16 protein-coding genes and 1 pseudogene are annotated in these 21,356 nt (G+C 34.3%); 8 read left to right on the top strand and 9 right to left on the bottom strand.

The genetic code is table 11. The features are described 5' to 3' along the window. Positions 1 to 2: 2 nt before the first annotated feature. The 4 genes from ES676_RS03190 to ES676_RS03180 all read left to right on the top strand — a co-directional run bounded on the left by ES676_RS03190 (position 3) and on the right by ES676_RS03180 (position 4,627). Positions 3 to 560, top strand: coding sequence for a hypothetical protein (locus ES676_RS03190; RefSeq protein ID WP_148368600.1), 558 nt, complete (start codon positions 3 to 5; stop codon positions 558 to 560). A 217-nt stretch (positions 561 to 777) separates the two neighbouring features. Beyond that, positions 778 to 924, top strand: a complete 147-nt coding sequence (locus ES676_RS14650) for a hypothetical protein (protein WP_170234417.1) — start codon at positions 778 to 780, stop codon at positions 922 to 924. A gap of 100 nt (positions 925 to 1,024) precedes the next feature. After that, complete coding sequence (locus ES676_RS03185; RefSeq protein ID WP_148368599.1) at positions 1,025 to 3,883, top strand: sensor histidine kinase; 2,859 nt, start codon at positions 1,025 to 1,027, stop codon at positions 3,881 to 3,883. A gap of 3 nt (positions 3,884 to 3,886) precedes the next feature. Next, positions 3,887 to 4,627: a LytR/AlgR family response regulator transcription factor gene (locus ES676_RS03180; RefSeq protein ID WP_148368598.1), complete on the top strand. Its 741-nt coding sequence runs from the start codon at positions 3,887 to 3,889 to the stop codon at positions 4,625 to 4,627. A gap of 137 nt (positions 4,628 to 4,764) precedes the next feature. Here the strand turns inward: ES676_RS03180 and ES676_RS03175 are convergent, their stop codons facing one another. Further along, a complete protein-coding gene (locus tag ES676_RS03175) occupies positions 4,765 to 6,372 on the bottom strand; it encodes an FMN-binding glutamate synthase family protein (protein WP_148368597.1) in 1,608 nt (535 codons plus the stop codon). Positions 6,373 to 6,580: 208 nt separating this feature from the next. Here ES676_RS03175 and ES676_RS03170 point away from each other — a divergent pair, with 208 nt between their 5' ends. Next, complete coding sequence (locus ES676_RS03170) at positions 6,581 to 8,920, top strand: ATP-dependent helicase (RefSeq protein ID WP_148368596.1); 2,340 nt, start codon at positions 6,581 to 6,583, stop codon at positions 8,918 to 8,920. 244 nt (positions 8,921 to 9,164) lie between these two features. Then, on the top strand, positions 9,165 to 9,791 hold the full coding sequence (locus ES676_RS03165) for an L-threonylcarbamoyladenylate synthase (protein WP_148368595.1): 627 nt from the start codon (positions 9,165 to 9,167) through the stop codon (positions 9,789 to 9,791). Positions 9,792 to 9,866: 75 nt separating this feature from the next. Here ES676_RS03165 and ES676_RS03160 read toward each other — a convergent pair whose 3' ends face one another. The 3 genes from ES676_RS03160 to ES676_RS03150 all read right to left on the bottom strand — a co-directional run bounded on the left by ES676_RS03160 (position 9,867) and on the right by ES676_RS03150 (position 12,257). Beyond that, positions 9,867 to 10,724, bottom strand: coding sequence for an OmpA/MotB family protein (locus tag ES676_RS03160; protein ID WP_148368594.1), 858 nt, complete (start codon positions 10,722 to 10,724; stop codon positions 9,867 to 9,869). Between the two features lie 94 nt (positions 10,725 to 10,818). Beyond that, a complete protein-coding gene (locus ES676_RS03155) occupies positions 10,819 to 11,808 on the bottom strand; it encodes a glycosyltransferase family 2 protein (protein ID WP_148368593.1) in 990 nt (329 codons plus the stop codon). 2 nt (positions 11,809 to 11,810) lie between these two features. Then, a complete protein-coding gene (locus ES676_RS03150; protein ID WP_148368592.1) occupies positions 11,811 to 12,257 on the bottom strand; it encodes a type I restriction enzyme HsdR N-terminal domain-containing protein in 447 nt (148 codons plus the stop codon). A gap of 26 nt (positions 12,258 to 12,283) precedes the next feature. Here ES676_RS03150 and holA point away from each other — a divergent pair, with 26 nt between their 5' ends. Both holA and ES676_RS15230 read left to right on the top strand, forming a co-directional pair. Beyond that, positions 12,284 to 13,288, top strand: a complete 1,005-nt coding sequence (gene holA / locus ES676_RS03145; protein WP_148368591.1) for a DNA polymerase III subunit delta — start codon at positions 12,284 to 12,286, stop codon at positions 13,286 to 13,288. Between the two features lie 139 nt (positions 13,289 to 13,427). Next, positions 13,428 to 13,986, top strand: a pseudogene (locus ES676_RS15230) (type 1 glutamine amidotransferase domain-containing protein). A gap of 71 nt (positions 13,987 to 14,057) precedes the next feature. Here ES676_RS15230 and ES676_RS03135 read toward each other — a convergent pair. The 5 genes from ES676_RS03135 to ES676_RS03115 all read right to left on the bottom strand — a co-directional run bounded on the left by ES676_RS03135 (position 14,058) and on the right by ES676_RS03115 (position 21,298). Continuing rightward, entirely contained in the window at positions 14,058 to 14,528 is a 471-nt protein-coding gene (locus ES676_RS03135; RefSeq protein WP_148368590.1) for a hypothetical protein, read from the bottom strand. 1 nt (position 14,529) lies between these two features. Continuing rightward, a complete protein-coding gene (locus ES676_RS03130) occupies positions 14,530 to 14,796 on the bottom strand; it encodes a DUF202 domain-containing protein (protein WP_148368589.1) in 267 nt (88 codons plus the stop codon). 230 nt (positions 14,797 to 15,026) lie between these two features. Continuing rightward, positions 15,027 to 17,438, bottom strand: a complete 2,412-nt coding sequence (locus tag ES676_RS03125) for an alpha-ketoacid dehydrogenase subunit alpha/beta (RefSeq protein WP_148368588.1) — start codon at positions 17,436 to 17,438, stop codon at positions 15,027 to 15,029. A gap of 283 nt (positions 17,439 to 17,721) precedes the next feature. Next, on the bottom strand, positions 17,722 to 20,547 hold the full coding sequence (locus tag ES676_RS03120) for a gluzincin family metallopeptidase (RefSeq protein ID WP_148368587.1): 2,826 nt from the start codon (positions 20,545 to 20,547) through the stop codon (positions 17,722 to 17,724). 61 nt (positions 20,548 to 20,608) lie between these two features. Beyond that, positions 20,609 to 21,298: an LOG family protein gene (locus tag ES676_RS03115; RefSeq protein ID WP_148368586.1), complete on the bottom strand. Its 690-nt coding sequence runs from the start codon at positions 21,296 to 21,298 to the stop codon at positions 20,609 to 20,611. Positions 21,299 to 21,356 lie beyond the last annotated feature (58 nt).

Here is a 21,356-nt window from a genome sequence, read left to right as displayed (position 1 = left end):
CAATGAAAATATTTTTAAAACCTTTTTTAGTATTCGCTCTTATAGTTTCTACGTTTAGTTGCGGTAACGATGACGATGCCGTAATTACGCCAACATTAAACACAAGCGAATATTTTAAATACACACTAAACAATGGAACAGAGCGTATTTTTGACGCTTCAGCAAAAGGCTATTTTACACCAAATACCAATTCGCCATTCGAGAAGTTTTATTTTAGGGCTTCCGCTGGCTCTGTAAATGATGCGAGCATTTTTGTAGATGGAGATTTTACCTTTCCAGATTTTACAACGTTTACAAATGAAAGTAATTTTTCTTGGGGAATTTCAGATGGCGTAACGAGTAATTTCATTTTTACAGAGTTTTCTCCAGGTCATATATTTGTGTCAAGTATAACGAATTTTGCTAGTTCGCCAGTGATGTGCACGGTTACGGTTCACCCCGTAAATGTTGGAGATTACATAGAGTTTACTTTTGAAGGCGATTTTTTGTATGCAACAGATACTACTGCTCAAGGAACAATAGTCGGCGAAGGCAGAATTTTAAGAAAACCAGATCAATAAAGGTTTTAGTAAGTAACCTCGGAGAGTAATAAGTTTGAAAAGGGATGGCTGTCTCTGCTAAATAGCAAATGAAATGATGAATAAACGTACAAATATTTATGTCCATTATAATGTGCCGATCACTGCGAATACAGCAACCACAGAAATTAACACGACATTTTCTGTAAACGATAACTAAGGCTTTTCTATTACTTTAAACAGGTACCCAAATGCAGTAATGGATAAACTAAGAGTGGTATTGCAAACGAAAGGTGAGTTTAGATTGAAAATTATAAATGGACGAGACCTATTTATAGTACCTTTTAATACAGACGAAAACAGTTTAGATTTGGAAAGCTTATGTAACGGACTCTATTTTTTGTAGGTTAAAACATCTAAAGGTAATTCAATTAAAAAAATAATTAAAGAGTACCTTTTATCAGTTATATTGAGGAACACTAATTACTGTAAAACATTGCGCACCATTGAAACATAAAAAATGGCATATAACTCTATTACTTCTATTATTATGGAATGTGTTATTCGCGCAGCAGTATACCAATTATTCTACTAAAGACGGCTTGCCAAGTAACCACGTCTATACAATTATGCAAGATGCTAAAGGCTATATGTGGTTTTTAACAGATAAAGGAATGGTAAAGTATAATGGTAAAACTTTTAAAACTTTTACAACTAAAGAGGGGTTGCCAATTAACGATGTTTGGGATGCTTTTGTAACACCAGATGGTAAAATTTGGTATTTATCTAAATCTTCGCGCTTAGGTTTCATTGAAAATGACAGTGTTTTTTCATTTCCTAACATGGCGAAAAACGAAATTATGAATCCCATTTTTTCCTCTCAAATACAAAATAGCGTGTATCCCAATGGGCCTAATAAGATGTTCACTTTAAAGGATACCATTTGGGAACAGATAAAAGAGCCTGAAAATAAATTAGGTAACAAAGATTTTGTTAAAATAATCAATAATAGTAATGTCTCTTATTTAACGTACAGTTACACTACAGATAATTTAATTGTTTATGATGAAAATAGCACTATTCTTAAACAATTTCACGCAAAAAATACAGTATACCACAAGACATCGAGAGGTCAAATAACAGAGAACTTGTTTTTTTGGGTATCAGATAAAAAATATTACATTTTAAATTTTGATACATTAGAATTCAAGACCTTTACTTTTAAAGATGAAATCGACATAGATTCTGTAAAACACGCCAGAATAAATGTGGTAGGTGATACATTTCAAATTTCTGGAGCTTCTTTTGTTGGGTATTTAGATGAGAACTTTCATATTTCTAAACCCTTTTTTTTTCCGCCGCATTTAAATGCTCATTTTGGTTTTATAGATAATAAAAATACAATCTGGTTATCTACTTTTAATAAAGGCGTTTACAAACTGCCTGACCTTAAACAAAATATTATTTATGATTTTGAAGGTGATAAGATTCAAAATTTAAACCGTATTCATAATAATTTAATTGCGAGTGTTTACAATCAAGGCTTTTTTAAGTATGCTGAAAGTGATAAAACATTTAAGCCTTACCTCTCTGTAAACGACTATATTTATGGCGCATCTGAAATCACGGCTCTTAATACAGCCTATTATTTTACGCCAAACATTATTTTTAAAGAATTTAGGGGAGAGAGACCAATTGCAACGTTTAAAAAAGAGTCTTTAAATCCAGAATATGCTACTAGACATTTAAAAAAGGTTGTTCTTTTTAATTCAGAGTTATATGCAATTTATTCCTTTGGAATCTATAAAATAGATGATGAAACCTTTAAGATTAAAGCTGATATCTCTCAGAGAGGGAGTAACGACTTGTTAGTTTTTAACTGTCGCTTAATTATTGCTACCAATAGTGGTTTAAAGGAAATAGAAAACGATGCTGTAAAAAACGTCATTTTTAAAACCCAAACTTTTAAAAAACCTGTATTAAGTATTAAACCACTTTCTGAAACTGAACTATTAATAAATACAGATGGTTTTGGAAGTTTTATATCAGATTTAGACACCATTAGGCCGTTAAATGGTTCTGAGTTTTTAATAGTTCAAGATGCCTTTGTTAAAGATAATACCATTTGGTTAGCTACAAATACAGGTGTATTGCATCTTGAAAAAAACAACGGTGAGTACCAATTAGTAAAATCTTATGGTGTAAACGATGGACTGCCTAATAATAATGTAAATTCTATTTTTGTAGACAATCAAGATTTAATTGTGGGTACTAACAATGGGTTGGCTATTTTACCTATCCACCAAGAAACACAAAATTTGTTACTTGATGTTTTTATAGAAAAGGCCACTTATAATGATGAGGTTATTACGGAGTGCGACAACACTTTTTTGTACACCAGTAATAATGTGGTTAACTTAAAATCTGATATCATAAATTTCTCTGAAGATAATGAAATCCTTCTTAATTATAAATTAGAACCTATTCAAAACGAATGGATAACAACGTCATCAACTATTTTTAATTTCAATAATTTAAAACCCGATCATTACACTTTTAATTTAGAATCCGGTACTATTAAAAAGCAACTCAGCTTTACAATTTTGCCTTTGTGGTGGCAAGCGTTATGGGTAAAAATAATGTTAGTTTTAATTGTGGTCGCTGTAATCGCTTATTTAGTTTGGGTGGTGAGTAAAAGCGTTCAGCTTAAAAAAAATAACGCCCTCATTCAAGAAAAAATGATGATTGAAATTCAGCTCAAAGCGTTGCGCTCACAAATGAATCCTCATTTTGTGTTTAATTCTTTAGCTGCGATTCAATATTACATAAATAACAATGAAATTGAAGCTTCAGAAACTTATTTAGTTAAATTTTCTAAGCTTATTCGCCAGTTTTTCGAATTGTCTAAAGAAACTGAAATCAGTTTAAATGAAGAAATTAAGCTCATTCAAAATTATTTGGATATTGAAAAATTACGATTTAAAGATAAGTTTCAATACCATATTAATTGCGATGATACAGTGAATACTAAGCAGGTAAAGTTGCCAACAATGTTATTGCAACCTATAGTAGAAAATGCCATTAATCACGGTATTTTTAATAAGGTAGAAAATGGAAATGTCTTTGTAAATGTTCTCTATATTTCAGAAAAAAGCTTTAAAGTTGAAATAATAGATGACGGTGTAGGATTTGTAAACACCCAAAAGCCGAATAATCGTAAAATAAAATCTTCGAATGTGTTAGAAGATCGTTTGAAATTTTTGAACAAAACAGGGCAGTGGTCTATATCTTGCACCGAAGAAGAATTAAACCCCAAATTAAGTGACAGAGGTAGCGTATCGACTTTTATAATCACACAACTATAATTTATGAGCAAGATAAGCGCTATTTTAATTGATGATGAAATTACTAACCTGAAAGGTTTAAAGCAGAAACTCGGAAAATTATTTCCAGAAATACAAGTAGTTCATACTTTTCAGAAGCCAGAAGACGCAATAAAAGGGTTGCAAGAGACCCAACCAGATTTGGTGTTTTTAGATATTGAAATGCCTCGTATTAGTGGTTTCGATGTGCTAGCTAAACTTGAGAAAATCGAATTTCAAGTTATTTTTGTTACCGCATACAGCGAATATGCCGTGGAAGCCTTTAAACAAAATGCTGTAGATTATATTTTAAAACCAATCGATGACGAAGATTTAATAGTTGCAGTGGAGAAGGCGGTTAAAATAGTACAAGAAAAAAAAGACTTTAATACCAACTCCAAATTAGTAAACTTATTAACCAATACGCTCTCTAATAATAAAAAGATAATAGTGCCAACCGCTAAAGGGTTATCCTTTATACCGCAAGAAGAAGTCTTGCATTTAGAAGGGTATGAAGGCTATACAAAAATACATTTAACCAATCTTACCACAATAATTAGCTCTTATAATCTTGGACGTTTTGAGAAACTATTGAGCAACATTTTTTTTAAATGTCATAAATCTCATATTGTAAACTTAGAAAAAGTGCGTCATTTTGAAAACGAAGGCTACCTTTTGTTACAAAACGACCAACGTGTGCCTATTTCCAGAACCAATAAAAAAGCCTTTCTAGCACTTTTTAAGTAGCGTTTTTAAAGAGGCGCTTTTTACAATTTATTACAAGGAGTTTATGAGCAAGTATTAAAATTGAATTAAAAATAAAGACTAAAAAAAAGCCTAGAATTCTTATTCCAGACGCTTTACACTTTCTTTGTTACTTTTATTTAATTAGCTAAAGTATTACTTTCATTGCTATTAGTTTCTGCTTTCAACGTTTTACCGTCCTTTCCGCCTAAGTATATGCACTCTTTCAAATCTTGCATACGTGTAAAGGGAACGAGTGTTTTATTGTATTTAAAAGCACTACTTAATTCTTTGGTCAATTCTCTATCATTAATATTTAAATCGATATCATCCATTGTAAATTGGCAAGGGTGTTCGTAACCTGCGGCGTGCGTAATTTCTATAAATTCTTTTCTAAAGGTTTTAAAGTATTGCGCTAAACGAATGGATTTTAAAGTTGGGTCTATACCATTTTGTAACCACTTACTTTGGGTGGCAACACCACTTGGACATTTATTGGTGTGACAAATTTGCGCTTGAATACAACCAATGCTCATCATCGCTTCACGCGCCACATTTATACAATCTGCACCCATTGCAAATGCCATAGCAGCTTTCGCAGGGAAACCTAACTTACCACTTCCTATAAAAACAATTCTCTCGGTAAGGTCTCTTTCTTTGAACACTTTATATAAGTCACTAAATCCGTACACCCACGGTAGCGATACATGATCGGCAAAACTTGGCGGCGCTGCTCCAGTACCTCCTTCACCACCATCTACGGTAATAAAATCGGGGCCTTTACCTGTTTTTTTCATTAAGTTCGCTAACTCTTTCCATTGTTCTAATTTTCCTATGGCAGCTTTAATTCCGACGGGTAAACCGGTAACTTCAGCTATATCTTCAATGAGTTGAAGCATTTCTGGAACGGTGCTAAATGCCGAATGTGTTGGTGGAGAAAGTACATCTTGTCCTAGCGGGACACTTCTAATATTTGCAATTTCGGGAGTAATTTTAGAAGCTGGTAAAACACCTCCTTTACCTGGTTTTGCGCCTTGAGATATTTTAATTTCTATGGCTTTTATATAAGGGAAATCTTCCACTAACTTCTTCATTTTATCCATAGAAAAATTACCGTTATCATCTCTAACACCAAAGTAACCTGTACCAAAATGAAAAACAACGTCGGCACCATTTCGGTGATAATGAGATAAACCACCCTCTCCAGTATTGTGGTAAGCTCCAGCAATTTTAGCTCCCTTATTCATAGATTCTACAGCTTTTGCTGAAAGAGATCCAAAACTCATTGCCGATACATTTATTACAGAAGCAGGGCGAAACGGTTTTCTTCTTTTATTGAAAGATCCCATTACCTTTGCACAGGGCAAAAAAGCGGGGTCTACAGCATTTGGGTGATCTACAGGAAACTTATAAGCGAACATTGCATTATTAATAAAAATGTGCTGATGTGCGTAAATATCGCGATCTGTACCAAAACCTTCGTAATTATTTTGGTGCTTTGCTGAGGCATAAATCCAACCCCGTTCAATACGGTTAAAAGGTAATTCTTCGCGATTATTTGCAACAAAGTATTGGCGTAATTCTGGTCCTATACTTTCTAATAGATACCTAAAGTGTCCTGCAATAGGAAAGTTGTGACTAATGGTATGTTTTCTTTGTAAAACATCTCTAAGAGCAATAAGTATAAGGGCTATAAGAACCCACATCCACCAAGAAATATTAGATAGAAAATCTAGAACAGTATCCATAATAGTTTAATTGTAAATTTTTACTCAAAAATAATCAATTTATAATACAAAGACAATTATAGGGTGATAGAAAAACTTTAACCGATTAAAATGATGCGCTCTCTAAGTGCATTCTGTAGCTATTGCTAAATGTTTAAAATTATTACCTAAACCAGTGGGGTAATGCCAACGACAATTACTATTTTTATACCCTAAAAATAACAAGAGTTTGGAGAAGTATTTAAGTCAGTTAAACGAAGCACAATTAGCACCTACGATACAAAAAGACGGCGCAATGATTGTTATCGCAGGTGCAGGTTCTGGAAAAACACGTGTATTAACCTTTAGAATTGCCTATTTAATGAGTCAAGGTGTCGATTCGTTCAATATTTTAGCGTTGACCTTTACTAATAAAGCAGCAAAAGAAATGAAAGGGCGTATCGCCGAAATTGTTGGTAGTGGTGAAGCTAAAAACTTGTGGATGGGAACCTTTCACTCGGTATTCGCTAAAATCTTAAGATTTGAAGGACATCATTTAGGCTTTCCTAGTAATTTTACGATTTACGATACTCAAGATTCTCAGCGCTTAATGGGCTCTATTATTAAGGAAATGGGTTTAGATAAAGATGTCTACAAAACAAAACAGGTGTATTCGCGTATTTCCTCTTATAAAAATAGTCTGGTTACAGTTAAAGCATATTTTAAGAATCCAGAACTAATGGAAGCCGATGCTATGGCGCGTCGTCCGAAAATGGGAGAAATTTATGCAGAATATGTAGACCGCTGTTTTAAAGCAGGCTCTATGGATTTCGATGATTTACTTCTAAGAACTAACGAGCTCCTTACGCGGTTTCCAGCCGTTTTAGCCAAATATCAAGATAAATTTAGATATATTTTGGTCGATGAGTACCAAGATACCAACCACTCCCAGTATTTAATTGTTCGTGCTTTGGCCGATCGTTTTCAAAATATCTGTGTTGTTGGTGATGATGCGCAAAGTATTTATGCCTTTAGGGGAGCGAATATTAATAACATCTTAAATTTTCAAAAAGATTACGATGACGTAAAATTATATAGATTAGAACAAAATTACCGCTCTACAAAAAATATTGTAAATGCGGCAAATTCTGTTATCGAGCACAATCAAACTAAATTAGAGAAAGTGGTTTGGACTTCCAACGAAGAAGGGCCTAAAGTTGTTGTTCACCGGTCGCTTACCGATGGCGACGAAGGGCGATTTGTAGCAAGTAGTATTTTCGAAAACAAAATGCAACACCAAATGCCTAATAGCGATTTTGCTATTTTATACCGTACCAATGCGCAATCGCGTGCTATGGAGGACGCTTTAAGAAAACGCGAAATTCCGTATCGTATTTATGGCGGATTATCATTTTACCAACGAAAAGAAATTAAAGATGTTTTGGCGTATTTGCGTTTGGTGATAAATCCTGCCGATGAAGAAGCGTTAAAGCGTGTTATTAACTATCCGGCGCGAGGTATTGGTCAAACAACCATAGATCGTTTAATGGTTGCAGCCAATGGTTACAAAAAAACTATATTTGAAGTCTTAAAAAATATCGATAAAGTAGATATTAAAATTAATGGCGGAACACGAAATAAATTAAAAGACTTTGCAACGCTTATCGAAAGTTTTCAAGTAATGAATCAAACTGCGAATGCTTTCGATTTAGCAGAATACATTACTAAAACTACTGGATTACTTAAAGAACTTAATAAAGACGGTACACCGGAAGGTGTTGTTAAACTCGAAAACGTCGAGGAGCTTTTAAATGGTATTAAAGATTTCGTTGAAGGACAACTAGAACTTGCTGATGCTTCAGATTCGTTAGCCGAATTTTTAGAAGATGTGGCGCTAGCTACTGATATGGATTCTGATAAAGGAGATGAAAACCACGTCGCATTAATGACTATTCACTTAGCAAAAGGGCTAGAGTTTTCTCACGTTTATATTGTAGGGCTTGAAGAAGATTTATTTCCTAGTGGAATGAGTATGAACACGCGAAGTGAGCTTGAAGAAGAACGCCGTTTATTTTATGTTGCGTTAACACGTGCCGAAAAGCAAGCGTATTTAACCTATGCGTTATCGCGATATCGCTGGGGTAAATTAATAGATTCAGATCCTAGTCGCTTTATTGAAGAAATAGATGAACAATATGTTGAAAATTTAACGCCTATTGAAGAGCGTCGTATAAACCCAATGCTCTCCGAAGATATTTTTGGAGATGCACCACCTAACAAAATAAGATTTAAAAAAGCCGTGCAACCTAAACTCCAAAAGAAGTCGAATAAAAAGGAACCAGAAAATTTTAAATTAAGCGTTCCTAAAAAATTGAAAAAAGTTGAAAAAACAGCCGCTACGGCAGAGAATACTAATTTGTTCGATGGTGAATTGGCCGTTGGTAACTTTGTAAAGCATTTACGCTTTGGAAAAGGAGAAGTTCTTAAAATAGATGGCAAAGGCGGCGATATAAAAGCAGAAATTAGATTTGAAGTTGGTGGCGTTAAAAAGCTATTGTTGCGTTTCGCAAAGCTTAAAATTATTGGGTAACAATTAATAACTGTTTAGTACGTGTTTTGTAGTTTAACAAAAAAAACAGTTTAAGCGTAGTCTTTTAAGGTCTACTAGCAATAATAAATATACTAGCGTTCGTTCGTAGTTTAGAACGCCCCGTTAACTTTAAGGTGTATTTTAATTTAGCCTGATCAATAAGGATAATTTTAATTAATTAAATTATTAGTAATCAGCTTATTTGTAAAATTATAATTATTTTTAAGTACAAAAAAATACGGTTATGGCAGAATTAATAAGAATTTACGAAGAAAACCCAAATCCGAAGGAAATAAAAAAGGTCGTTGATTGTTTAAAACGCGGCGGACTTATTGTTTATCCAACCGATACGGTGTATGGATTAGGTTGCGATATTAACAACACGAAAGCGTTAGAGAAAATCGCTAGAATAAAAGGAGTGAAACTTGAAAAAGCTAATCTGTCGTTTATTTGTCACGATTTAAGTCACCTTAGCGATTATGTAAAACAAATAGATACCTCGACTTTTAAAATATTAAAACGAGCGCTTCCTGGGCCTTATACTTTTATTTTGCCAGGGTCGAAATCGCTGCCTTCAGTTTTTAAAAAGAAAAAAGAAGTAGGAATTCGTATTCCTGATAATGCGATTACGTTAGAAATTGTAAAAGCATTAGGAAACCCTTTGGTTTCAACTTCTATTAGAGATGAAGATGCCGTTTTAGAATATACTACCGATCCTGAATTAATACTTGAAAAATGGGGTAACCTAGTCGATTTAGTTATCGATGGTGGTTATGGCGATAACCACGCGTCTACTATTATCGACTTATCTGATGGTGGTGACAATCCTGTTATTATTAGAGAAGGAAAAGGAAGTCTGGAGATTTTTTAATTAACTTAAAATAGTGTCATAAAAAAAAGCCTAATCGAAAGATTAGGCTTTTTATAGTATATAAAATGAATAGGATTATTCTTTAGATAAACTCTTCATTTCTTCTTCAATCATATTATAAAACTGATCAATTCTAGGTAAGATTAAAATCTTAGTACGTCTGTTTGTTGCACGGTTTTCAGCTGAATTATTTTCAACTAAAGGCACATACTCAGATCTACCAGCAGCAATTAATTTAGAAGGATCTACCCCTAAATCTTGTAATGCTCTAACGATAGATGTACTACGTTTTACACTTAAATCCCAGTTGTCTAAAAGAGCATCTCTTTTTCCGTAAGGAACATTATCTGTGTGACCTTCCACCATAGCCTCAAAATTAGGCTTGCTGTTTATAACAGTTGCTACTTTAGCTAAAATTTCTTTTGCTCTCGTAGTTATGTTATAGCTTCCGCTTTGGAATAATAATTTATCAGATAGAGAGATAAATACAACACTTTTTTCAACGTTAATTTCAATATCTGGATCGTTTAATCCAACTTCTTTCTTAAGACTTGTAACTAAAGCTAGCGTAACACTGTCTTTTTTAGTTAAAGCATCTTGTAAACGCGTTATTTTTAAATCTTTCTCTTTTAAACTTTCAAGAGATTTTTCAAGATTAGTAGCGCCTTTAGTAGTAAGAACCGTCATATCTTTAGACGTTTCAATTAACGCTTGGTTAGTCGATTTCATATCGGCTAAACGTTCGCTAAGTCCTTTTGCTCTAGCTGCCGATGCTGCTTCATCCGCTAAACAACGATTTAATTTAACTGTTGCGGTATTTAGTAAGTCTTGTGTTTCCTTGTGCTTACCTTCTAATGCTAAGTATTCCTTTTTAGAAACACATGAACCCAAAGTAAGTAGTGCTACGGCACCAAACAATATGATTTTTTTCATAATTTTAATAAGATGGTTTAATTGTTGAACAATATCAAAAGTATATAAAAATTAAATGTTAAAAGAAGCATTAACAAAACTTTTACTATAACAGTTACAAATCTCTGTAATAACGCTTTTTTTGAGCGAAATACAGCCATACAATACTGTTTTTGGTGTAGTAGTTTTTAATTTGAGGACTCTTTGTACGCTTTTTTAAAAGCGTGCTAAGATGTCTATAAAAGCTAAAATGTGCTTGTAAAATGGCTAAAATATGTTTCGGTTTTAAATCAACTAAAAATTTTAAAGCAGCAAAACCATCAAATACCAAACGTACGAAAATTAAGGCGAATAGATTGCCAGAGGCATTTTTAGACAAACAAAACAAACTATTTCTAAAGTTTAAGTATGTTTTTTTAGGGTTTATAGCGTTTAGCGTTGCGCCGCCAACGTGGTAAACAGTGGAGGTTCCCACGTATTTCGTTTTATAATTTAAATTATAAGCACGCCAGCATAAATCAATTTCTTCCATGTGCGCAAAAAAGGATTCGTCAAATCCATTTAAAGCAGTGAAAACTTCTTTTCTTATAAAGAAACAGGCACCCGAGGCCCAGAAAACAGGAGTAGTGTCGTTGTACTGATTAGTATCTGCTTCAATGGTGTTAAAAAGGCGCCCTCGGCAATACGGGTAGCCATATTTATCTATAAATCCTCCCGCAGCTCCCGCATATTCAAAATGAGATTTCTTTTTATAATCTAAAATTTTAGGCTGAATGATTGCTGTTTCCAGTTCTGCTTTAAACGTGTTAATAATAGGAGTGAGCCAATTTTCGGTAACCTCTACATCGCTATTCAGTAAGCAAAATAAAGGCTCTTCAACGTGTTTTAAAGCGTCGTTATAGCCTTTTGCATAGCCACCATTACTTTTATTTTCTATGATTTTCACTGAAGGATAATGCGTGCGGATAAATGCCAGTGAAGCATCGGTAGAGGCATTGTCGGCCACATAAATCGTCGCGTTTTGTGAGTGTTTTACGACTGAAGGTAAAAAGGTTTCTAATAACTCTTTTCCATTCCAATTTAATATAACAACAGCTAATTTCATTCTTATTTTTTATAATTGGGAATCTCTTTTAGAAACTGATACTTTTCAGCATCAAAATCCATTTGACAATAATAGTGATTCAAACCATTAGTCACCATTAAATAAGTAGCATTTAACGCTAAATTATAACGCGCCACTTGGTCGAAGGTGTTTTGTTTTATAGCAATTTTCGGAGCTTTACATTCCACAATTAAGTGAATACTGCCATCGGGATTAAACACCACTATATCATAGCGTTTTTTTAAATCGTTGATGATAAGTTCTTTCTCAACATTAATAAGGGATTTCGGGTAGTTTTTCTCTTCGATTAAATACCACACACAGTGCTGGCGGACCCATTCTTCGGGTTGAAGAATTACGAATTTTTTACGAATAGCATCGAATATAGAAACTTTATTTTCGCTATTTTTGAATCGAAACGAATATGTAGGGAAATTTAATTGTTGCACTACACAAATTTGGTGAATTTTTTTTAATGGACGAAGTTAAACAGTTAGTAACTGATATAAAAAAGAAAAACCTAAAACCTATTTATTTATTAATGGGTGAGGAGGCGTATTACATTGATAAGATCTCAGATTTTATTGAAGACACCGTATTAGCCGAAGAGGAAAAAGAATTTAATCAAATGGTGTTGTATGGTCGCGATGTTACCATAGACGATATCATAGGGCAGGCAAAACGCTACCCAATGATGTCTGATAAGCAGGTGATTATTGTAAAAGAAGCTCAAGATTTATCGCGAACCATAGACAAGTTAAACGATTATGCTAAAAACCCACAACTCTCTACAGTGTTGGTTTTGTGTTATAAATATAAGTCGGTAGATAAGCGTAAAGCGGTTTACAAAACCATAAAAAAAATGGGGGTTATTTACGAAAGTAAAAAATTATACGATAATCAGGTGCCAGATTGGATTCGCCGTGTGCTCTCTACAAAGGGCTATACGATAGACCCAAAGGCCTCGCAAATGCTAGTAGAGTTTTTAGGAACTGATTTAGGGAAAATAAACAACGAGTTAGAAAAACTGCAGATTGTGTTACCTAAAAACTCCGAAATTACACCATTGCATATCGAAGAAAATATAGGGATTAGTAAAGACTATAATAATTTCGAATTACGAAAAGCTATTGGAGCAAGAAACGATGTTAAGGCGTATATGATTATTAAGTACTTTGGCGAAAACCCAAAAGACAACCCTATGGTTGTTACGGTGTCTTTACTGTTTAATTTCTTTTCGCAGTTACTTCATTTACATGGAATGAGCGATAAATCGCCGAGAAATGTGGCGTCAGCATTAAAAGTGAATCCTTATTTTGTAAATGAATATATAGAGGCCGCCCGAAATTTCCCAATGCGAAAAGTGAGCGGAGTTATTGGTCGTCTTCGAGAATTTGATGTTAAAAGTAAAGGTGTCAATTCTAACGCTACGCCGCAAAAAGATTTATTAAAAGAAATGTTGTTTAACATATTGAATTAAAACATTCTGCGTTTAACTTTTCAAGCCCGCCTCTTAACACTTTATATTAAATTCTCGTTAAAATTATGTTGTAATTATTTGAAGTTTTGATTTCTAAGTATATTTAATAGGAATTAATACTAATATTAAACATCAAAAAATGGAAAATTTAAATAAAAAAAATCGCAATCTTAGCGACTAATGGATTTGAAGAAAGTGAATTAAAAGAACCTAGAAAAGCACAGGAAGACGTCGGAGCAGAAGTACATATTATCTCAGAAAAATCTGGAGAAATAAAGTCTTGGGCCTATGGAAATTGGGGAAAAGCATATAACGTGGACAAAACCTAGAACGACGTATCTCAAAGTGATTATAAGGCACTAATGTTACCGAGAGGGGTGATCAACCCAGATACGCTAAGACGAAATGAGAAAGCAATTGCCTTTATAAAATCGTTTTTTGAAAACCACAAACTTGTAGGAGCTATCTGTCACGCACCTTGGTTATTAGCGGAAGCTGAAGTTTTAAAAGGGAGAAAAGTGACCTCTTACGGTTCTATTAAAACTGATATTGTTAATGCAGGTGCTAAATGGTACGATGAAGAAGTTGTGGTAGACGAAGGTTTAGTAACCAGTCGAGACCCTAACGATTTACCAGCTTTTAATGCTAAATTAATAGAGGAAATTTTCGAAGGGAAGCATTCAGGCCAAACACAATAATATAGCAAATAAATAAGGTCCTAAAAGCAAATCGAAATGATTTGCTTTTTTTATACCCCAATTTAAGTCGTTTACAAATCTTCAAGTTTTAAGTTAAAATCGTATTGTAAATCTTCGTGAAGTGCGGGGATTTTCTTTTTAATAATTACAATCTGCCTGTTGTAAATTAATAATAAGGTAGTATTGGTTTTTATAGAAGGTTTAAAAGCTTTTAGTTGTTCGCAAAAATAAATGAGAAGCTCTATTTCTGTTTCTTTCTGGCTAGAATAGCGCACATATTTCTTAATAATTCTCAGTATTTTCCGAACACTTTTTTTAATATAGAAATAACTGTTTGTGTTAATCTGCCGGAACTGTTCGCTTATTTCTTCTTTTATACTTTCAATATAATCGGCTTCATTTTGCGACGCGAAGAGTAAATAGGTGAGTAGCTCTTTGTTCTCTTTCTTAAAACGAGAGAGTCTTAAACATAAGTTCATTAAATCTTCTTGAGAGGTGTGTTTTAATTCGTCCTTAAGTTGTTTTACGGAAGCAGCTTTCATACTATTTATAGTGATTTCTAATAACTTTCTTAACGTACACCAAGCGTACAATGCCTACAATTAGTAGTAAAGGCGAACAAAATAATAACACAACTCCAAACCACTTAATATCCGAAAACCATTCCAGTTTTAGAATCGTTATACCCGAGCCTAAAAACACAATAAAGGTTCTAAAATAGGCCAAAAAAGTACGTTCGTTCGCTAATTTTGTGCGCTCAATGGCTAACCAATCGCGAGTGGTTAATTGAGGGTTTTCTGTATTTTGCATTGTACTATGGACTATTGTTTGCCGTAAGATAATACGTTTAAAGATAATTTATAAATAGCTAATATATTTTAATAAAAACTAATTGTTGGCTAATTACAAAGAAATAATAAATGTAAACATCCCTTTTAAAAAGAATGGCAGTTTACAATCCGACTATTTTTTAACCAAAAAACCTTTCGAACTGAATGCGTTGAAAGGTTTTAGGTTGTTATATTTATTCGAAAGGTAACTTATCTTAATTTCGGAAAATCTTTAGGGTTAACTTCGTTCATTATTTCGTAAACCGCTTCAAAAATATCTTCGGCAGACGGTTTAGAGAAGTAATCTCCATCCGTTCCATAAGCTGGTCTGTGTGCTTTTGCTGTTAATGTTTTAGGTTGGCTATCTAAATGCTTATACCCGTTTTGTGTGTTTAACACCTCGTTTAATAAGTACGCCGAAGCTCCTCCAGGAACATCTTCATCAATCACCATTAAACGGTTTGTTTTTTGAAGACTTTTCACTACATCATGGTTTAAATCGAAAGGTAATAACGATTGTGCATCAATCACCTCAGCATTAATACCAACTTCTAGTAATTCTTTAGCGACTTGCTCTACAATTCTTAACGTAGAACCGTACGATAATAACGTAATATCAGAACCTTCTTTTACGGTTTCTACCACACCTATTGGTGTTGTAAACTCTCCGAAATTAGTCGGTAATTCTTCTTTTAGACGGTAGCCATTTAAACATTCTATAATAAGTGCAGGCTCATCACTTTGTAATAATGTGTTATAAAAACCAGCAGCTTTAGTCATATTTCGTGGCACTAAAACGTGTACACCTCTCACTAAGTTAATAATACCACCTAATGGGGAACCAGAGTGCCAGATACCTTCTAAACGGTGACCACGGGTACGTATAATTAGCGGGGCCTTTTGGCGTCCTTTGGTACGGTAGCGTAAGGTTGCTAAATCGTCACTTATAATCTGTAAAGCATATAAAATATAATCTAAATATTGAATTTCGGCAATCGGGCGTAAACCACGCATCGCCATTCCAATACCTTGACCTAAAATAGTCGCCTCTCTAATACCCACATCCGATACACGTAATTCGCCATACTTCTCTTGTAAACCTTCTAGACCTTGGTTAACATCGCCAATCGCTCCTGAATCTTCACCAAAAATTAGTGCTTCTGGATATTTACTAAATATAGCATCGAAGTTGTCTCTCATTACAATACGTGCATCTACTTCCTCAACATTGGAAGCGTATTGTGGTTTTACTTCTTTTACATTAATTACTGAAGAGGCTGTATCGTTTACTAAATTATTACTGAATTCAGGTTGAATTTTTACAAAGTAAGCGTTTATCCACTCTTGTAATTCTTGTTTTGCTGACGAGTTTTCGTTTAAAACATAACGCAAAATTTTACGAGCAGAAGACAGAATGTCTTTTCTGTTAGGTTCGCTAATTTCTGATAAATCGTTAACTATTTTTTCAATAAATGCTTTGTTAGAACTCGCTGAAGCTACTTTATTAAGTATCTCTAAGGCTTCTTTACGTTCGGCTTGAAAGGGCTCTATAAAAGCAGACCAAGCGGCTTTTTTACCGTCTCTTACTTGCTTTTTAATTGTTTTTTCTATGTCTTTTAGCTCCTCGTCTGTAGCAATACTACTAGCGATAACCCAAGATCTCATTTTTACATTACAATCGTTTTCTGTTTCCCATTCTAAACGCTCTTTATTCTTATAACGTTCGTGAGAGCCTGAAGTAGAGTGTCCTTGAGGTTGCGTTAATTCGCTAACGTGAATTAAAACAGGAACGTGCTCTTCTCTTGCTATTTTTGAAGCTTCTTGATACGTTGCCATTAAAGCAACATAATCCCAGCCTTTAACACGTAATATTTCGTAGCCATTAGTTCCTTCTTCACGTTGAAAACCGTTAAGAATAGTAGATATGTTTTCTTTGGTAGTTTGGTGTTTCGCGTGCACCGAAATGCCGTATTCGTCATCCCAAATACTCATTACCATCGGTACTTCTAAAACACCAGCGGCGTTAATAGTTTCGAAAAACAAGCCCTCACTAGTACTAGCGTTACCAATAGTACCCCAAGCGACTTCGTTACCGTTAACAGAAAAATTATCGGCAGTGATGCCTTCTACATTTCTATATATTTTTGAAGCTTGCGCTAAGCCCAATAAACGTGGCATTTGTCCTGCGGTAGGAGAAATATCTGCACTCGAGTTTTTTTGTTGTGTTAAGTTTTTCCAGTTTCCGTTTTCGTCTAAACTATGAGTTGTAAAGTGTCCACCCATTTGGCGCCCTCCAGACATTGGCTCTTGCTCTAAATTTGTGTTACCATACAATCCTGAAAAAAACTGCTCAATAGAAAGTTCTCCTATCCCCATCATAAAGGTTTGATCACGGTAGTAACCTGATCTAAAGTCGCCATTCTGAAACGCCTTAGCTAATGCTAATTGTGGGACTTCTTTACCGTCTCCAAAAATCCCGAATTTGGCTTTACCTGTAAGCACTTCTCGTCTTCCTAATAAGCTACATTCTCGACTGGTTACAGCGGTCTTATAATCGTTTAAAACTTGTGCTTTAAAGTCTTCAAAAGACATGTCCTTTTTTAAGTCTGATAATGTTTGCATAATATGTGTAGTTTTCTGCAAAATTAGGCAAAATTTATAAATTTCACAATACCTAAACGGGTCTAATTATTGCGAATTATGGCGCAAAAAGAGGTTTTTATTGCGATATTTTTACTAAATGCGATAAATCGCGATTTTCGCTAATAATATAATAATGAGTTTTTGTTTTGTGTTAGCGATAGTAGCGATATCCTTTTATTTTTTCCAAATAAAAGATTTAGCGTATAGCGCGGTGCTAATTTTTTTTAATTAGTAAACACCATAAATTTAAATAGTAACATACTTAATACCAGCGTCTAGTGAACAGTTTTAAGAGTGTGTTGGGCGATAGTGTAACGATAAAACGGATACTTTTATCGTACTCTGGTTGTGCAATTTCCCAGCCTTTATTAGAGTAAATAGGGAAGTACAATTCGAAATAATTTTCGACTAAATTTAAACGGATACCACTGTCGTAAACAAACTTAGGGCTCGTATCGTGATTTTTTAAGACACCGACATCGCCGTAAGCCATAATGTAACGCCAAATCGTGGTGCTGGTATTTACGGTAGAAATCCATTGGTTTGCAAATGGCGTCTCTAATTGTGATTTGAAACCACCTTCGGCAATTATTAATTGCTGACTTAATATGCCGGCTTCTTCTGTACGCCCTAAATAATCGTAGTCGAAGAGGTAATCTGTTGGGCGGTCTAGGGCAAAACTAAAGAAATTGGTGTCTTGATACGTTTTATTGTAAATAAAGGTACCAAAATAGGCACGCAGATTGTATTGGCGATTGTTTTCGGTAAGGGTTCTAAATTCTAAAGTGGTCGATAATTTACCGAAATTTTGCGCGATTTGTAAATCAGTATTCCAAGAACTGTAGTTTTTTAAATTAGGATTCACCTCGGTATAGCTGGCGTTAAAAACGCTGTATTTTGGTTCGCCTTCCGTTTTAAATTCTCCCATTAAATCGATTTCACGATCGATATTTACGTATCTAAAATCGAGATATTTCTTTTTATTTTTGCGTAAATCGTCTGGGTTTCTAAATCTAAAACTTACGGACGGTGTAAAGGAAGTGTACGACAAGTTAGGCGCATAATTGTAGTATTCTCCACGAAGGGTATAGCGGGTAAAATAGTGATTGCTATCTTCTTTGCGATCGGCGTAACTAAAGTAGGCGCTACCCACTAATTGGTCGCTTTTAAAGGCGTATTTTGGACTAAATTTATATAGAAAATCTTTAGAGAGTACTGTTTTATTATACAGTTTTAAACCCGGTGAAAAACCGTCGTAAAAATTATACGCAAATTCTGGCATAAAGAAAATCTGACTGTAATCGGGGTCTTCAATGTCTTTAAATAATCGAAATTGAATAGGTTTATCTAGAAACGTATTAACGCGTTTCCAATTATTTCTAGTATTAACTTCTGGTATGATTTTGTTATAATTTATCGCTAAACGATCGGCATCGGAATTTGCTATAGTAATGGTTTTGCTATCTCGAAATCCAGAAATCCATTGTTGGGCAATTACGGAGTCGTTTTTTAGGGTATATAAAGAAACTGGCATTTCGTTATCTCTGCGATTTTGTAAGGTTACCCGTAAGGAGTCACCTACTTTTTTAACGCGCTTTATTTTGAAGTCTATTTTTTCGCTGGTCGTTACGTAATCGTTGTAAAACCAATCGATATCTTTATCTGTGTTGTCTTTTAAGTAGGAAATAAAAGTTTCTGCATTTGTTGGCTTTAGGGCATTGTCTTTAAAAAACTCTTTAATTGCTTTTTCGCCAAGCGCGCTGTTTGTATAATCGTCTAAATAACGCAATCCAGCACCAGCTTTGTATTTGTTTGCAATGTTTTCGTTAAACTTAAGTAGGGAGTCTTTAGCCATACTAAGCGGTTGGTCTAAATGAGCTCTTGCCATATGAATATAGCCTAAGTTGTATTGGTCGTTAAATTTTAAATCGGCGGCGTGAAAGGCGCGAAGTCCCCAAATGTTTCCTAAAGTGCCTGTAAGTTTAATTTCGGGGTAATAAATGTCTATATATTTTATTAATAAATACGTCTGAATCCCATCGATAACCCATTGCTCTTCTCTGGGATTGACAAGAACTGTGTTTTCTAGAAAATTTCGTAAACCTGTTTTCAGTAATTTTAATTCGTATTGAAAGGTGTCTGGAAATGGACGGATAAAACTTGGTAATAGGTTTAGGCCGTAAATAGGATCTCTTTTATAATCGATAGCCGTTAGTAATAGCTTCTCGTGTGGGTAATCTCCTAAATGATTAGTGATAAAACCTGACACCTTATCGGAAGCTAAAACCATTTGGGTGGCTTTTAAACCCTCATTATCGATATTAGACTGAATGGTTAAGAAATCGGTTTCTACGGTTTTAAACGTATTAGCTTTGTTTAAGAATAATTTTGAATTGATTCTTGCCTCTCCTTCTAACAGTGTTGTTTTCTGTGCGTTATTAACCGTCGTTTCTACGGTGTTTAATTCGGAAATTAAAGTGTAGTCTTCTGGATACGTAAATTGCACCGTAATATTAGATTTTGGTACATAGGCATCGTTTAAATCTTTATTGCTAAAGTAGTGCCATTCGCCATCGAAAACGGCGGGTGTTATGTACCAAAATCTTAAATTATAATCATTAGTATCTGTAACGCCATACCTCGTAAATTTATCGTTAGGGATCTGTAGCGTGTACTTTAAACTAAGATGGTACGCCTTATTTGGCAATAGCGGTGTGCTTAATGCTACTGCAATAATATCTGGATTATTTTTTAATCGGTTGTAAGTAACCCCTTTGTTTTCAGCTGTAATTTCTGACAATACTGTAAATCCACGGTCTTCGTTTTTCGCGAAATGAAATGTATTCTTAAACTCTTCGGCAAATCGGGTAGCCAACGGTGTGTTTTTAGTTGAATAACTATGACTCCAATCGGTTAAATAAATAGTGTCTAAGGTTTTATTAGAATCGTTAAAATACGTGATGTTTTGCTCAATATGAATGCTTTTTGTTTCAACATCCAAATCGGCAGTAATAGCCATTGTATTCTGACCAATAGTAGTAATACTGAAAAATAGACACGCGAGTAGTGTGGTGTAAAAATATTTCAATGGGGTGTAGCGTTTTTTTTAGTAATAACGAAAAAATTAAGAGATTAGCATAGCATAATGATTAAAAGTTTGGACTTAAGCGGTACTCCTTGTAGAAATCGTCCAAAATCGTAACCACTTCATCTTCGGTGTCTACTAGATGTATTAAATCTAAATCGCCAGGACTCACGTTGGTAAATTTGTCTAAAACGGTCTTTTTTATCCAATCAATTAAGCCTTCCCAGAAATCTTTACCGACAAGAATAATAGGGAATTTTTCAATTTTATTGGTTTGAATAAGGGTAATCGCCTCAAAAAGTTCGTCTAAAGTACCGAAGCCTCCAGGCATTACAACAAAACCTTGCGAGTATTTTACAAACATAACTTTCCGTACAAAAAAGTAATCGAAATCTAAAGATTTGTCATTGTCGATGTAGGGGTTGTCATGCTGCTCGAAAGGAAGGTCTATATTTAAACCTACCGATATACCGTTGGCTAAGTGCGCCCCTTTGTTACCTGCTTCCATAATTCCTGGTCCACCACCAGTGATAACACCATAGCCCGCTTCGCAAATACGTTGTGCTATAGCCTCTGTAAGCTTATAATATTTATGATCGGGTTGCGTTCTTGCCGATCCAAAAATGGATACACATGGCCCAATTTGACTCATTTTTTCAAATCCGTAAACGAACTCTCCCATAATTTTAAAAATGGCCCAAGAGTCGTTTGTTTTATTCTCATTCCAACCTTTGTGATGTTGTTCTTCTCTCATTTAATATAGTATTTGAATCGTGTTTATTTTGAATTGTTAAAAACAAATTTAATAGAAT

It is taken from the genome of Bizionia saleffrena (assembly GCF_008086175.1).
GTDB lineage: Bacteria > Bacteroidota > Bacteroidia > Flavobacteriales > Flavobacteriaceae > Bizionia > Bizionia saleffrena.
Note: the sequence above shows the minus strand (reverse complement) of the source record. Positions and strands in the feature narration are given on the sequence as shown.